The following is a 14360-nucleotide window of genomic DNA, read 5'->3' as shown; positions in this document are numbered from 1 at the left end:
ATTTTTCATAAACTAAATGCCCTCCTCTTTTTGTTTGTTGGTTCTGAAAGGTAATAAAGACGAGATTCCTGCTTTACAATCTATTTTGCAACAAAACTTTCCTGACTGGACCTATTATATTGTACATGATAAGGATACATTGCTATATCTACTGGAACAAAAAAAAGATATTTCTTTACTTCTCTTAGATAGTGAAATATCAGAAGCAGAAAGTATGGATCTTCTCAGACAATTGCGTTTATTAAAAACAGGAGAACAGCTTCCTGTAGTTGGCTTTTGTCACAATGCTAGTCTGGCTACAACTAATGCATTGATGTTGGGTGGAACAACTACATTTTTTCAAAAACCGACCACAACAGATGCTATGCTGAATCTGTTGAGAAAGTTACCTGCATTTACTTAAGCTATTTATAGTAAACCTATTACTCAACATGCTCCAGCTCTGTTTTCAGAGTCAGGCTCTGCTGAAGATTGGGTAACGTAATTGTAAACAAAGTTCCTTTGCCCCAGCGACTCTCCATCCTAAGGGTACCACCCAGCCGGGTTACAATCTGACGTACAATATACAGTCCCAGTCCTGAGCCATCCGATTGTGCAGTCGCTCTGAAAAACATATCAAAAATCTGTTTCTGGTATTGGTCTTCAATACCAATACCATTGTCTTCAATATGAAGAACAGCCTCTCTGGCATTTGTCTGTACTACAAACTGTACATAAGTATGTGACTTTGCCGTATCCTGGTATTTAATAGCATTGGAAAGAAAGTTCTTGATAACTGCTCCTACAAACAACTCGTCTGACTGAAATACAGCATCTTCGGTAATTTCTATCTGTAAATCAATAGCAGATGCGTTTTTCATGTACTGTAACTCACTATAACTTTCACGAATCAACTCAGCAAAGTTAATTGCTTTCGGCTGAATAGTCAGATTGAGAGACTTTGAGTGCATCAATACAGATTGTACAAATTGATCGGCTTTATGGACACGATTTTGTATTAGCTCCATATAATTTTTTATCTGGCTGGTCGAAGGATCTTTGTTTAACATCTCCATATCCACTAACTGCAATAGTCCAAGTATAGAAGCTAATGGAGCCCTCAAATCATGGGATACTTTGTATACATAGTTATCCAGCTCATGATTTCGTTCTTTTAATTCATTCAATGTTTGTTCCAGCACACGTGTGCGTTCAGCCACTCTGTCCTGTAGTTCATTTTTAAGTTGGTTCAACTCCTGATTGGTTGCCAGCAGGGTATTGCTATTAATAATCAATTGCTCATTGGTAGAAGTCAGTTCCTCATTCAAAGCTACCATTTCCTCATTGGCAGCAGCCATTTCTTCATTAGCTGCTGCCAGCTCTTCATTGGCAGCACCCAATTCATGATTGAGCCGGTGCATCTCTTGTGAGGCGCGATACTTTTCAATCAGTTGCCGACGTATCTGCCAGAACGTCAATAACATATATACGATAAAACAACCTATGACTGCATAAATCACCCATTCACTATAGCGCCTTTCTTTCTGTTGGCGCTGCATACGTTCTGCCAGTAGCTCACGTTCTTCTTCCAGAATAGACGCCACATACACTCTGACCTCATCCATTTTGGGCTTACTCAGTCCGGAGTCGAGGTATTGTTTTAGATTCTGAGTATTTCCAGCTCTTCTATCATTCACACTGTGTTCAATATCAGCAAGCATCGGCTTTATGACAGATTGCAGTTTCTCAATGCGTTGTTGCTGGATTATATTGTCACGTGTCAAAGAAGCTAGTTCTTCCAGCTTAGCTGGCAGAGAGTCCATTGCCTGATGATAGGGAGTCAGAAAGTACGTATCACCACCAAGCAGGTAACCCCGTTGACCAAGCTGGATATCTTTCAGGCAGGAAAACATTCGTTCACCAGTTTCAATAACATGATGAGTATGAATCACCCAGTTTGTTTGTTCACGATAAGACTGAAAACGGAAATAAGCAAGCACACCTATCCCCAATACAACTGATAAGGTGATTATCAGAATGATTCGGAACGTATTCGAAAATGCAATCATTCACAATTAGTAGAAAAGCTCAAAACCGATAATTCTATCTGGTGCAGGTAAATGGTTTGAAATATGGTGTAAAACCAAAAAATTATTCTGAAAATAGGTTGGTTGTATGCATATAAAGTACATCTATACAATAGTAACAATAAAATATAGACACATACATATGTTAAGTATCAAGTATACAAATTATCTGCTGGATAATCCAGAAAATTATTTATATAATTCACTGGTAAAACACAACATTTGTACCAGTGAGAACTTTTTTTCATTTACTGTATGTATATAGTTTGTAAGAATCCGGATTTTTTCGACTGTTATTCCATTGTCTATCGTTCACAATCAACTCGTATATCAGTCTGAAAATGAGGCACATTTTGCTTTATACCTTTTTGTAGATTATCATATAACGCTTGGATGCATTCTGACTTTTCGGATATAAGAACCTAAAACCAGAAGTAATTTCAGATCAGAATATTATGGCAAATACACTCATAAAAGTACTCGAAATACGAAACTATTTGTTAGAAGCAAATACTACAGATCGTTTTATAGATTATTTTGATACCCACTTTGTAGAAAAAATGCAACAATTAGGCGGATATACATTGGGAGAATTCACTGTAAAAGATCAGCCTGATCGATTTGTATGGTTAAGAGGGTTTTCTGATATGCAAAAAAGATTAACCTTCCTTAACGATTTTTACATGACAAGTGATACATGGAAAAAATTTGGGCCAGGTGCAAATGAAATGATGATCAATTCAGATAATGTTCATCTTCTCAGACCTTTACAAGAAGGAAATCAGCTGACTGATCCTATTACACATATTGAAAGTAATAGCTTTCCAGACTATAAAGTGGCCACTATAGACTACTACATTGCTAATACACGCCTTCCTGAATTAGTGGATTTATTTAATACATCCTATCTGCCCTTTTTAAAATCTACAGGTATCAGAACTGTCTCATTATGGGTAAGCGAAAGTTCGCCAAATGATTTTCCACGTCTTCCTGCATTTCAAGATCCCAATCTATTAGTTGCTATTACGTTTTATGCTACAGAAGATGAATACAAAATCCGAACATCACAACTACGAAATACTATCTCTCCTGCCTTGGAAAGGAAGCTACAGGAAGTAGTAACTACACATACTCAACAGATCTTATTCACTATACAAAACAACTACTCTAAAAAGAAGTCAGATATACGATAAAAGTGTCACATTAGGTATTCCTCTGGCTATGAAGTACAATCTTGAAATCAGCAAAAAATTACCAACGAATAACTACAGTAAAGGTTACTTTGTTAATTATCTTCCTACCATCTTCAAATCCATGATTACTTTAGAGTGTTATCAAGGATTTGACAAGCCTTTACTATAACATAGAAACATATCGCATTCATGTTTTCTACTTCAATTAAACGACTGCCGGAATTCGAGGGGAGTCACTTTTGTTTTATTTTTGAATAGCTTATTAAAAGACTGAGCATATTCAAATCCAAGCAGAAAAGCAATTTCACTTACAGAGAGATTGGTAGTAGAAAGCAGTATTTTTGCTTTGTCGATCAGTTTTATATGGATATATTGTAAAGTAGTGAGTCCGGTAACATTCTTGAGCAAGTCACTAAGATGGGTGGGTGATACAGACAAGTTATCTGCTAAAAACTGCACAGTAGGCAAGCCATTATGCTCTTTTGTCTCACTATTAAAATAATTATCTAATAAGCTATCCACTTTAGACAAAATGTCACTATGAAGACGTCTCCGGGTAATAAACTGACGATTGTAATACCTGTCTACATGTATTAAAAGCAAATCAATGATGGCAACCATTACATCCTGGCTAAACTTGTCGATATTAGCATTATACTCCAGTTCAATAGCTTTCATCAAACCCAGAACAATCTGCTCTTCCTTATCAGAAAGAAATAAGGCTTCATTTGTGGCATAAGAGAAGAAACCATAGTTATTGATAATTTTTGCCAAAGGATAAGCCTGAATAAAATCCGGATGAAAAGTAAGCAAATACCCTGACACCACCACATCCTGTAAATCTCTGACAGAGAATACTTGTCTGGGAGCAGTCAAAGTCATAATACCTTCATCAAAATCATACATACTCTGCCCATACTTCATTTTTCCGTTACTTCCCTTTTTAATAGCAATTGTGTATAAATTGTTCGTAAAACGTTTCCACATATTGCTTACAGTAAAACTGACATCCTCAAATTTTATAACACTGACCAAGGGATGCATAGGTTTTGGTAATCCGAAAAAGCGATGCGCCTCTGCAACTGAATGTATTGTATGTATTTCGTTCATCTCTTTGTCCATTTTCATATCCAGTAAATAAAGGTAACAGATTTTCAGCTATCTCTATTTCCTACATCTACGTGTATTACTCCTCATATCCCAGCGAGGCAGATAATGACCGCCATTGCTGAAACTCATTCATTCTGGACTCATATAATGTATTCATAAGAGCAACGGCATCTGTACCAGCAACAAATCGTAGTGGTGGCTGGGCTTCATTGGCCAGTGTCAATAATGCAGCAGCAAGTTTTACAGGATCACCAGGTTGTGTGTTGTTTAGTTGTTTGATATAATCACGAACTACTCCAGCTGTTCCTTTATAATCGTCGATACTAGCCTGAGATGACACTGATGATCCGGTACTTAAAAACTCAGAACGAAATGCTCCAGGTTCTACAATCGTAACTTTGATGCCCAATGGCTGTACTTCCTGGTTCAGGCTTTCACTAATGCCTTCAACCGCAAACTTTGTTGCACAATAGGCGGATGAAGCAGCAAAACCAACCAGTCCGCTCGTAGAGGAGATATTGAAAATATGTCCTGCTTTTTGTTTACGCATAACAGGCAAAACAGCCCTTGTCACATTGAGCAATCCAAAAACATTGGTATTGAATTGCTTTTTTACTTCTTCATCACTCAATTCCTCCACAGCACCAAACAATGCATACCCAGCATTGTTGACTACTATATCTATTTGTCCAAAAGTATCTACTGCCGCTTGCACAGCATTCATTGCATCCTGCTCTTTGGTAACATCCAGTTTTAAGGCAAGCAGATTTTCCGACTGTCCAAATACTGTTTTAATGTCATCGGCATTACGTCCGGTGGCAACTACTCTGTTTCCTGCTGCCAGTGCAGCTTTTACTATTTCTGCTCCAATACCTCTGGATGCACCTGTGATAAACCAAACTTTGCTCCTAGTCATTTTTTTTCAGTAGATGATAGTGCAAAGTTCATCTCCCAATCACATTTAAATGTATCCGGATTTGGTTTTCTTGTATCCATTTTTTAATTCGGGATGAGAAGTTTAAAGAAGAATTTTTTGGCAAATCATAATTTTGACTTACTAGCAGGTATCATCTACAAACTTTCTCTGGTATAGTTAGGCGAATCAGGTAGTGAGAATCCGTCAATAGATTTTAACTATTAAATTATAGAAACAATTGATTGTGATTATATTTTCTAATAGTATACTTTTATAGTCCTGTACTACCACCATAGTACAAAAAGCATTCACCTAATATATAAATCTTAAACTTACAAAGATGGAAAAAGAATCAAATGGTATCGACAAATGTCCATTTCACAATGGTAGCATGAAACAAAATATTGGTGGTGGCGGAACCAGAAACCGTGACTGGTGGCCAAACCAATTAAAACTAAACATTCTGCGCCAGCATTCTTCTCTATCAGATCCAATGGGAGAAAACTTTAATTATGCTGAAGAATTCAAAAGTCTGGATCTGGAAGCAGTAAAAAAAGATCTCCATGCCCTTATGACTGACTCACAGGACTGGTGGCCAGCCGATTTTGGGCATTACGGACCCTTATTTATTCGTATGGCCTGGCATAGTGCAGGTACTTATCGTGTAACAGATGGGCGAGGTGGTGCAGGTGAAGGACAGCAACGTTTTGCTCCTCTCAATAGCTGGCCTGACAACGTAAGTCTTGATAAAGCCCGCCGACTTCTTTGGCCTATCAAACAAAAATATGGTCGCAAACTTTCCTGGGCTGACTTGTTAATCCTTACAGGTAATGTAGCTCTTGAATCAATGGGTTTTAAAACATTTGGTTTTGCAGGTGGACGCCCAGATGTATGGGAACCAAGTGAAGATGTATATTGGGGATCTGAAACTACATGGTTAGGTAACGAAAACCGTTATGCAAAAGGTGTAACAGGCGTATCCGACCATGGAGTGTTGCCTTCAGATGAAGATGCTGATGGAAACTTTCACTCCCGTAATCTGGAGGAGCCGCTAGCTGCCGCCCATATGGGTCTGATTTATGTAAATCCAGAAGGCCCCGATGGCAATCCTGATCCTATCGCAGCAGCTCATGACATCCGTGTCACTTTTGGTCGCATGGCTATGAATGACGAAGAAACCGTAGCTCTGATTGCAGGAGGACATACGTTTGGTAAGACTCATGGTGCAGCATCTTCTGAACATGTAGGAAAAGAACCGGAAGCAGCAGACCTGGAACTACAAGGCTTTGGCTGGTCAAACAGCTTTGGTTCAGGAAAAGGCGCTCATACCATTACCAGTGGTCTGGAAGTAACCTGGACAATCTCTCCTACTAAGTGGAGTAATAACTTTTTTGAAAACCTGTTTGCATTTGAATGGGAATTAACAAAAAGTCCTGGTGGTGCACACCAATGGGTAGCCAAAGATGCAGATAGCATTATTCCTGATGCGCATGACGGTTCAAAAAAACATCGTCCTACCATGCTCACGACCGATCTGGCATTACGGCTTGATCCGGAGTACGAAAAAATTTCCCGTCGCTTCTTAAGTGATCCTGACGCTTTTGCAGATGCATTTGCTCGTGCATGGTTTAAATTAACACATCGTGATATGGGACCTCGTGCACGTTACCTAGGTCCTGAAGTACCACAGGAAGAACTGATCTGGCAAGATCCTATCCCAGCTGTTAATCATGCGTTAATAGATGAGAATGATATTGCAGTCCTGAAAGCAACAATATTAGCATCTGGACTAACTATATCAGAACTGGTATCCACAGCATGGGCTTCAGCTTCTACCTTCCGTGGTTCTGATAAACGTGGTGGGGCAAACGGTGCGCGTATTCGTCTGGCACCACAAAAAGACTGGCAGGTAAATAATCCGGCACAGTTGCAAAAAGTATTAAGTAAACTGGAGGGTATCCAAAAAGAATTCAATAATGCACAAACAGGAGGTAAAAAAGTTTCTCTGGCAGATTTAATTGTACTGGCAGGTAGTGCTGCAGTTGAAAAAGCAGCACAGGATGCCGGACAGCCAATCACTGTTCCTTTTGCACCAGGTCGTATGGATGCATCACAAGAACAAACAGATGTAGAATCAATCAGCTACCTGGAGCCTCGTGCTGATGGATTCCGAAACTATCGCAAATCAAAATCTTCTGTAGCAACTGAAGCATTGTTGATAGATAAGGCACATTTACTTACACTTACGGCACCTGAACTGACAGTGTTAGTAGGTGGTATGCGTGCATTGAACACTAACTTTGATGGCTCCAAACATGGGGTTTTCACTGCGCGTCCAGGTCAGCTTACAAATGATTTCTTTGTGAACCTGCTCGATATGAGTACAGAATGGAAAGCCATCTCCGAAGATAAGGAACTTTACATAGGAAACAGTCGCGCTACAGGTCAGCCGAAATGGACTGCTACCCGTGCAGATCTGGTATTTGGTTCTAACTCAGAACTGAGAGCTATCGCTGAAGTATACGGAAGTGCAGATGCACAGAGCAAGTTTGTAAAAGACTTTGTTGCAGCCTGGACTAAGGTGATGAATCTGGACAGATTTGACTTGGCCTGATTGTCAATCAAATTTGTGATTCATTACTAGTGAATAATACTAAAAAAGGGGTATCGTGATTCGATGCCCCTTTTTTATTGACTTCCTTAAAAACCAGAGTTTGAACTATCTTACACTCATAACATATTATCTTTCTCTCACAAAATGATTTTGAACAACTTTACTTAGAAAGATTTTTGTATCAATACATCTGAATGATAACTGTTCAGAAAGATCTGAGAATAATGGAACTCCTCCACCCAATAGATAAGGAATAAGCGTAATTGTCATTTCATCAATCAGATCTTCTTTTAAGAAGCTTTGAATTGTTACACCACCATCAATGTACAGGCTATAAAATCCTTTCCTATGAATTTCTCCTAAAATCTCTCTCAATTCTCCCTTCACTAACGACACCTTATCCTTATATTTCTCAGGGACACTTACCATACTTTTGCTTAAAACAAAAACAGGTTTTTGATAAGGCCACTCTATATCAAATCCACAAACTACTTCAAACGTTTTACGCCCCATTATAATCGCATCAATATGAGACATAAATTCAGCGTACCCCATGTCATTGTTGTCTGGATTTGGAATTGAATGCAGCCAATCTATTCCACCATCTTTATCTGCGATATATCCATCTATACTTGTAGCAATGAACACAAGATTTCTTTTATTCATAACAATCCGTTTTAAAACTGAAAGATAAAAGTATCAATAAGTAGCTATACAAGAAGTTACAGCAAAACCTATAACGGGTGTATATTTCTCAATGGATAGAAAGATCATTGAGATTGTAACAGAAAATCATGCAACCTATCTTATTCAAATTGCATCCTCTTAGTAACTAACCCTGACGTTCGCATTTTATAATTCACCAATAATAGACATAATCTATGAGACCTATACGTTTTGCGATCTTAATCTTATTATTTGCAAACTGCCATGCACAGCAAGTAGATAAGTCCATTGTTGAAGAGTTAAAAACAAAAATAGCCAGCAAAACATATCCTAAAATTGATGCTATTGTAGTTGAGCAGGACAATAAGATCATCATAGAAGAATATTTTAATGAATTTAAAAAAGACAGCCAACACGACATGCGCTCGTCTTTTAAATCCATAACAAGTCTTCTGGCAGGAATTGCCATCGACAAAAAACTGATTTCACTTGATGACAAACTGGGTCGTTTTTTTCCTGAACTCAAGAATGAAGCTAAACGCAATATCAGTGTTCGGAACTTATTGGAAATGCGTTCAGGATTAAATTGTGAAGAGTTTTATGGTATGGGACCGGAATGTGAAGAAGACATGTCTAAATCTGAAGATTGGGTAGCCTACTGTTTGGGCGTTGACTTAATTAGAGAACCAGGACTAAACTGGTCATATAACTCCAACGAACCCATGCTTGTGGGAGAAATCATAGCACGAGCTAGCAGAATGACAGTGATGGAATTTGCAAAACTGAATCTTTTTCAACCTTTGGAAATTAACGAGTACAAATGGACTATCTCACCCAAAGGCCAGGGCATGACAGCCGGTTCCTTTTACATGAAGCCTACAGATATGCTCAAAATTATAGACCTGGTCCGAAACAATGGCAAATGGAAAGGCAAACAGATTATAAGTGCAGACTGGATAAAACTATCAACAGATTGCCACATTAGTATTGATTTTTCGTTTGCTCGCTATTCCAGAATCCCAAATGCAAAATATGAAAGTGCACGTTACGGTTTCTTCTGGTACAAAGAGAACTTGACATACAAAGATATCAATACTGAAATTCTCTTTGCTTCCGGAAATGGAGGACAATACATGATGTTGCTTCCAGAATACAATCTAACAGTGGTATTTACAGGTAGCAACTACGGCAACTGGAGAGGCAAGCTTCCTTTTGAGATAATCCTGAAATATATTATTCCTGCATTACATAAATAAACGCGACTAATGAGTTGTATGCACTATTTTATAAAAATTCAACAGTCAGTCTACCATAATCATAGTCTGTTGCTGAGATGCCTAGAGTAGCTTATTCAGTCTTTCTGTATTCTCAAACCAGAAACAGCATGATTGGTGTTTTTTCCGTATAACACAATTCTTTCGTTTTCGGAAAGGAAATAAAAAAGCTCTAAAAACAATGTTCTTAGAGCTTTTTTAGTGATCCCGCTGGGATTTGAAAATCTTCATTTACAGCCTAATTTCCGACATTTTCGGAATGAGCAAGCAAATTCATTTTATAGGGGTAAAAAAATTATGCAGCTGGTGCATATTCATTATTTTTTACCTCTATAGAATGTAAGGCACCTTCACTTGCTGGAGACTTTCCCGCTAAACTGTTAACGGCTTCGGTTAATAGTTTGTTTTGCTCCAAGAGCTGCTCACTAAGTTGCCTGTACTCTTCTTTTTGTCTGAGAATATCAATTACATCTGCTCCAAATTGTCCATTATCCAGAGGCTTATTTGGTAACACTGGCTTTAACATTTCTCCTTCACCTTTAATCAGCCAATCACTGTCAATTTGAGGATATGCACTTAAAATCTTCAGTATAACTCCGTAACTAGGCTCATTTCTCCCTCCTAATATACTATTAACAACTGAAGGGTTTACATTAATTTTCTTCGCAAATGAGGCTTGTTTATGCCCCGCTAATTCATCAATAATAATTTTTAGCCTTTGATTTACAGTCGTTTCCATATAATAAATCCTTAAATGTGAACAAATTTTTTTCACGTTACTTGTTTTATTCTCAAATGTAAATAAATTTGCATTCGCAATTAGATGCATTGGGATGCAAACGGGCGCAATTGAGCGCAAATGTACGCAAATGTTCGCAACTTAAAATATTTGCGATGTAAAAATTTGCGATGTAAAAAATTACGGCGTAGACAAATTTAGACAAGTTCAGGCAACTAGGGGCAAATTGAAACAACCACTTAACAAAAATGACATGACAGAACTTGAAAGGTATCAATCACTTCCACGAGTCATTCGGGGAAGAATCTCGGAAGCATTCTGTAATCACTTTGGATTGAGTTACGATACTTTTAGAAGGCGATTAAGTGCCAATAAATTCTCTGTGCCTGAGAAAACTTTCATTGATAGCTGGTTTCAGAAGCTAGAAAATGATGCCATGGTATCAAATAGTGAAAAATAAGGCGTAAACTAAAAACACCTCAAATGTAGTTAGCCTATTTTTTTTATTCACAAATGTAAATGATTCATATTTCTTCATGCAACCCCTTAACTCTTTTTATATGAAACAGTGGGCAATTATCACAATAGAGATTGAGTGTAGCCCTTATGGAGAGATGCCAATTCAAAGAAAGCGTATTTTCTTTTTAGGAATTCCCGTCTATGATATGGCTATGTGGTTCAACAACAAAACTATCAGAGATCAAAGAAAGGAAAAAGAAGAAAAAGCGCTCGCATGAAGAAAGGACAACCAAAATCTCAGTGGGAAACTATGCTTACAGGCATGAGCCTGGAGTCCCTGCAGGAGTTACAGACCAAAATGCAGGATGTACTCGATAACTGGAAGACTGGAGAGAATGGGCAGTATGTTTTGCAGTTAGATCAGGTGAAACTAGAGATTCAGAAAAAACAGCCAAAAGAAGCGTCTAAACCTAAAAAGTCATGAAATACCGTTACCCTTTTTCGCAACCCCATCAACTGTATAGCTATCATTTTAGAGTGATTTTCGCTCTTGTGATCGCTGTTTTTATAAGTCTGTTTGCTCTTTACTTAACTCTATACTACAGCCTATGAGCCACCCAGATTTTATTACTGCAATAGATGAGTTAACAGCTGAGATAGATAAGCTTCAGGATCTGCTGGTAAAGCTTAAACAACGTGTAGAAGGTCTAGGAATAGATGAGAGTGATGATCAGGTAAGAAGGCAGATAGATAGTCAATTCATCCTGTGTGTTGGAAAATTGGCAGAGTTTCAGGATCAATATCAAAAGCTTATAAAAAGCAAAAACCCTGGATATACCAGGGCTTAAAAAGTTCTTTGAACTGCTTTCAGATTTCGACCCCTCAAAGCAGATCCTATTTTAAGTTGTAAGTATGGAAGGAAAGCTGTTTGCAGCAGCCTCCCTCTATGCATTTAGTTTATTGTTGTCTCAAAACCCTTATCCAAATGCACAGCAAAATTAGTCAGGAAACACCTGAAAACCAAATTATCATGCTTGAATCGCAAGCCCAACAAATTTTTAATTCAGTTCAGAGACGAATTATCGTTATCACCATTTTTCCTAATAATAAGCTTAACAAAAGCTATTGGGAGAAAATCTCTGATGCCATGAATTTATATGGTCAGATAAAAGCTCAAGCTGATTTTATCAGATATGAACTTTCCAGGAAGGAGGTGGCCGCGTGAAATTCTTTGTACGAATTGCTATGCAATACATACCTAAGAATCAGCTTCAGGAAGCTATCCAGGTATATACAAAAGAGTTGGATCATACCATTATTGAAGACCCGGACACATTTATTACTCAGCTCAATAATAAGATAATTCAGCTTAGGGGCTTGCATCCCCGATGTAATCCGACTTCGGCACAAATCAACAGAATCAGGCATAGTGGAGAAGAAAATATACGGTTACACCTGGAAGGTAACGGATCTAGTTTTCTAACCTTAGAGATACATAAAATCAAAGAAAAATGAAAGGTGGAATTCAATCTGAGATATCGGCAGCGGAAGCTGAGATATCAGAACTGATAGAAAAAAATATTGCTATAAACCTGAAACTCCAGGATCAGGAAAACAAACCGACCTGGCAGGTAAAAATGAAATTCATAGGTGAACGAGCAATCAACACCGCCCGGATCAGAGCGCTTATGTTCCTGATAGCCGAGCGGAAAGAAGATTTGGGGACAGAAGTTTGACTATTGAGGGTTTTACATCAACTCTGCCCGAGAATGAAACAATCCCGGTACGATGTGCCGGGACTGTTTAAATGAATGAAGTCTTAAATATAGAAAATATGCACTTACAAAATATATCGACAACTCCCGGCCAGGAGCAGCCAAACATTCAAATCAAAGATCTGTCTGCTTCGTCTGTAGCGTATTTCAACTACAAACAGATTTATTCCAGGCTTCACACCTGGATAACTGAACATGAGCAGAATCAAACGTATATCAAAGATACGATTCGTGGGAACAAAATCCGAACGCTGGAGCCTATTTTAAATAAATTCCTAGATCAAAATAAGAAATATGATCCAGCCCAAATTCAGAATTTTGAAGATCTTCCTTGTTTGCTTACCTCTCGTCCGGAATTAGCCAGGCTTACCAAGTGGAAAGAAAGAACCGTCTATGAGCACATTACAAAGCTTGTAGAGATAGGCATTTTAAAGAAGGTGTTCAGAGGCTCAAACGCTCGCTTCGCATTGTGGATACATCCGTGGATACTTACAGGCCTCGGCCCAAAGCCACCTCTCCAAACCGCTAAAAGCGAGACCTCCCCCCCCTATAGTGGTAGTGTTTCGCCACGTAAAACATGTAGAACATTTAAATATAACTCTACTAACAGTGGTGTGGACAGTGTGGATTTCCCAAATAAGAGCGGCTATCTTCTGACGAAACATGGTGAACAACCCAAAATAGGTAGTAGTCTGAAGAACATTGATGAACAATTTTTGATGAACAAAGAAGGCCAGCCCGAAACCTTAGATGAGACAATGGAGAACATTGTAGAACATCCAGGGGGCGCGGGGCCGGCTGACATATACCTGTCTGAGGTAAAAGAAAAGTGGTCTCAAATCGATGCTAATGATGCCTCAGAGCCTGAAAACGGCCAAAATTCAGCTCAAAACATCCATTCAGACCAGAATATTGAAGATAAAGAAGGCCAGCCCGTACCGGCTGCAACCCCTAACGCTCGTTTAACCCGACAAGCCAAGGAAGCCGGTACAGCTGCTTCCATCCGGGAAGTTAATATGCAGATATACCTGTCGTATGTGGCAATTTTCTGGGAGTATGCGAAAGAAAAGATCTATCCACACCAATATTTTTCACCTGATCAGGAGCGGACTTTCAAGCAACTGATTTACAAGCAAGTCTACTCAGGATTTTCTGCAGTATGGAACCCGAACCGATGGGAAAAATATCATAATCAGGTACTGGAGCAGATAGATATTGCAGCCAAATTCAAAAGTAATTATCCGGACTGGGTGATTGCCAGTCCTACCAAATACTTCAATTTCAGTTTTACACAGGGTTTTGTTAAAACCTATGAATGGTGGTCTGATAACCAACATAGTAAGCATACGCATAAAGTGAAAGATGAGCTAAGAAAAGCCCGTCGATCTATTCAAACCGGAACTATACCAGGTATGAAGAAAAAGTGGTTTAATCCGCTGGAATTGCGCTCTTACTGGAAAGATCGGATTTCTAAGCTACAAGATGATCAGGCTATGAAATCCCTTGACGCACTATTTATCACTTACACCCAAAATTCAAAACAGTAAA

At 38.6% G+C, this 14360-nt stretch carries 17 protein-coding genes; 12 read left to right on the top strand and 5 right to left on the bottom strand.

All coding sequences use genetic code 11. The features are described 5' to 3' along the window. Positions 1-16: 16 nt before the first annotated feature. Positions 17-403 carry a hypothetical protein gene (locus tag QNI15_RS33820; RefSeq protein WP_314005057.1) on the top strand — a complete coding sequence of 129 codons (387 nt, stop codon included), beginning with the start codon at positions 17-19 and terminating at the stop codon, positions 401-403. Between the two features lie 19 nt (positions 404-422). Here QNI15_RS33820 and QNI15_RS33815 read toward each other — a convergent pair whose 3' ends face one another. Then, positions 423-2048 carry a sensor histidine kinase gene (locus QNI15_RS33815; protein ID WP_314036277.1) on the bottom strand — a complete coding sequence of 542 codons (1626 nt, stop codon included), beginning with the start codon at positions 2046-2048 and terminating at the stop codon, positions 423-425. Positions 2049-2521: 473 nt separating this feature from the next. On the opposite strand from QNI15_RS33815, the gene QNI15_RS33810 reads away from it, so the two are divergent. Next, positions 2522-3259 carry a hypothetical protein gene (locus tag QNI15_RS33810; protein WP_314036275.1) on the top strand — a complete coding sequence of 246 codons (738 nt, stop codon included), beginning with the start codon at positions 2522-2524 and terminating at the stop codon, positions 3257-3259. A 201-nt stretch (positions 3260-3460) separates the two neighbouring features. On the opposite strand, the gene QNI15_RS33805 is transcribed toward QNI15_RS33810, so the two are convergent. Then, a complete protein-coding gene (locus QNI15_RS33805) occupies positions 3461-4387 on the bottom strand; it encodes a helix-turn-helix domain-containing protein (RefSeq protein ID WP_314036273.1) in 927 nt (308 codons plus the stop codon). A gap of 58 nt (positions 4388-4445) precedes the next feature. Next, entirely contained in the window at positions 4446-5285 is an 840-nt protein-coding gene (locus QNI15_RS33800; RefSeq protein WP_314036270.1) for an oxidoreductase, read from the bottom strand. Between the two features lie 340 nt (positions 5286-5625). On the opposite strand from QNI15_RS33800, the gene katG reads away from it, so the two are divergent. After that, positions 5626-7899, top strand: coding sequence for a catalase/peroxidase HPI (gene katG / locus QNI15_RS33795; protein ID WP_314036268.1), 2274 nt, complete (start codon positions 5626-5628; stop codon positions 7897-7899). Positions 7900-8025: 126 nt separating this feature from the next. On the opposite strand, the gene QNI15_RS33790 is transcribed toward katG, so the two are convergent. Further along, entirely contained in the window at positions 8026-8565 is a 540-nt protein-coding gene (locus QNI15_RS33790) for a dihydrofolate reductase family protein (protein WP_314005046.1), read from the bottom strand. A 215-nt stretch (positions 8566-8780) separates the two neighbouring features. On the opposite strand from QNI15_RS33790, the gene QNI15_RS33785 reads away from it, so the two are divergent. Next, positions 8781-9821: a serine hydrolase domain-containing protein gene (locus tag QNI15_RS33785; protein ID WP_314036267.1), complete on the top strand. Its 1041-nt coding sequence runs from the start codon at positions 8781-8783 to the stop codon at positions 9819-9821. A 313-nt stretch (positions 9822-10134) separates the two neighbouring features. Here the strand turns inward: QNI15_RS33785 and QNI15_RS33780 are convergent, their stop codons facing one another. After that, on the bottom strand, positions 10135-10578 hold the full coding sequence (locus QNI15_RS33780) for a helix-turn-helix domain-containing protein (protein ID WP_314036265.1): 444 nt from the start codon (positions 10576-10578) through the stop codon (positions 10135-10137). Positions 10579-10831: 253 nt separating this feature from the next. Here QNI15_RS33780 and QNI15_RS33775 point away from each other — a divergent pair, with 253 nt between their 5' ends. The 8 genes from QNI15_RS33775 (at position 10832) to QNI15_RS33740 (ending at position 14359) form a co-directional block, all read left to right on the top strand. Then, complete coding sequence (locus tag QNI15_RS33775; RefSeq protein WP_314036263.1) at positions 10832-11038, top strand: hypothetical protein; 207 nt, start codon at positions 10832-10834, stop codon at positions 11036-11038. Positions 11039-11138: 100 nt separating this feature from the next. Further along, entirely contained in the window at positions 11139-11315 is a 177-nt protein-coding gene (locus QNI15_RS33770) for a hypothetical protein (RefSeq protein WP_314036261.1), read from the top strand. Further along, positions 11312-11521: a hypothetical protein gene (locus tag QNI15_RS33765; protein WP_314036259.1), complete on the top strand. Its 210-nt coding sequence runs from the start codon at positions 11312-11314 to the stop codon at positions 11519-11521. Before QNI15_RS33770 ends, QNI15_RS33765 begins: the two co-directional genes overlap by 4 nt. A gap of 124 nt (positions 11522-11645) precedes the next feature. After that, positions 11646-11885 (top strand): hypothetical protein, encoded by a 240-nt coding sequence (locus tag QNI15_RS33760; RefSeq protein WP_314036257.1) that lies wholly within the window; start codon positions 11646-11648, stop codon positions 11883-11885. A 137-nt stretch (positions 11886-12022) separates the two neighbouring features. Then, a complete protein-coding gene (locus tag QNI15_RS33755) occupies positions 12023-12262 on the top strand; it encodes a hypothetical protein (protein WP_314036255.1) in 240 nt (79 codons plus the stop codon). 20 nt (positions 12263-12282) lie between these two features. Next, complete coding sequence (locus QNI15_RS33750) at positions 12283-12552, top strand: hypothetical protein (protein ID WP_314036253.1); 270 nt, start codon at positions 12283-12285, stop codon at positions 12550-12552. Then, positions 12549-12773: a hypothetical protein gene (locus QNI15_RS33745; protein ID WP_314036251.1), complete on the top strand. Its 225-nt coding sequence runs from the start codon at positions 12549-12551 to the stop codon at positions 12771-12773. The genes QNI15_RS33750 and QNI15_RS33745 overlap by 4 nt, the downstream gene beginning before the upstream one ends. Positions 12774-12871: 98 nt before the next feature. Continuing rightward, a complete protein-coding gene (locus tag QNI15_RS33740; RefSeq protein WP_314036249.1) occupies positions 12872-14359 on the top strand; it encodes a hypothetical protein in 1488 nt (495 codons plus the stop codon). The last annotated feature ends 1 nt before the right edge of the window (position 14360 follow it).

Source organism: Xanthocytophaga flava (assembly GCF_030068545.1).
Lineage (GTDB): Bacteria > Bacteroidota > Bacteroidia > Cytophagales > 172606-1 > Xanthocytophaga > Xanthocytophaga flava.
The sequence above is the reverse complement of the archived record's forward strand: the minus strand, read 5'-3'. Positions and strand labels throughout refer to the sequence as shown.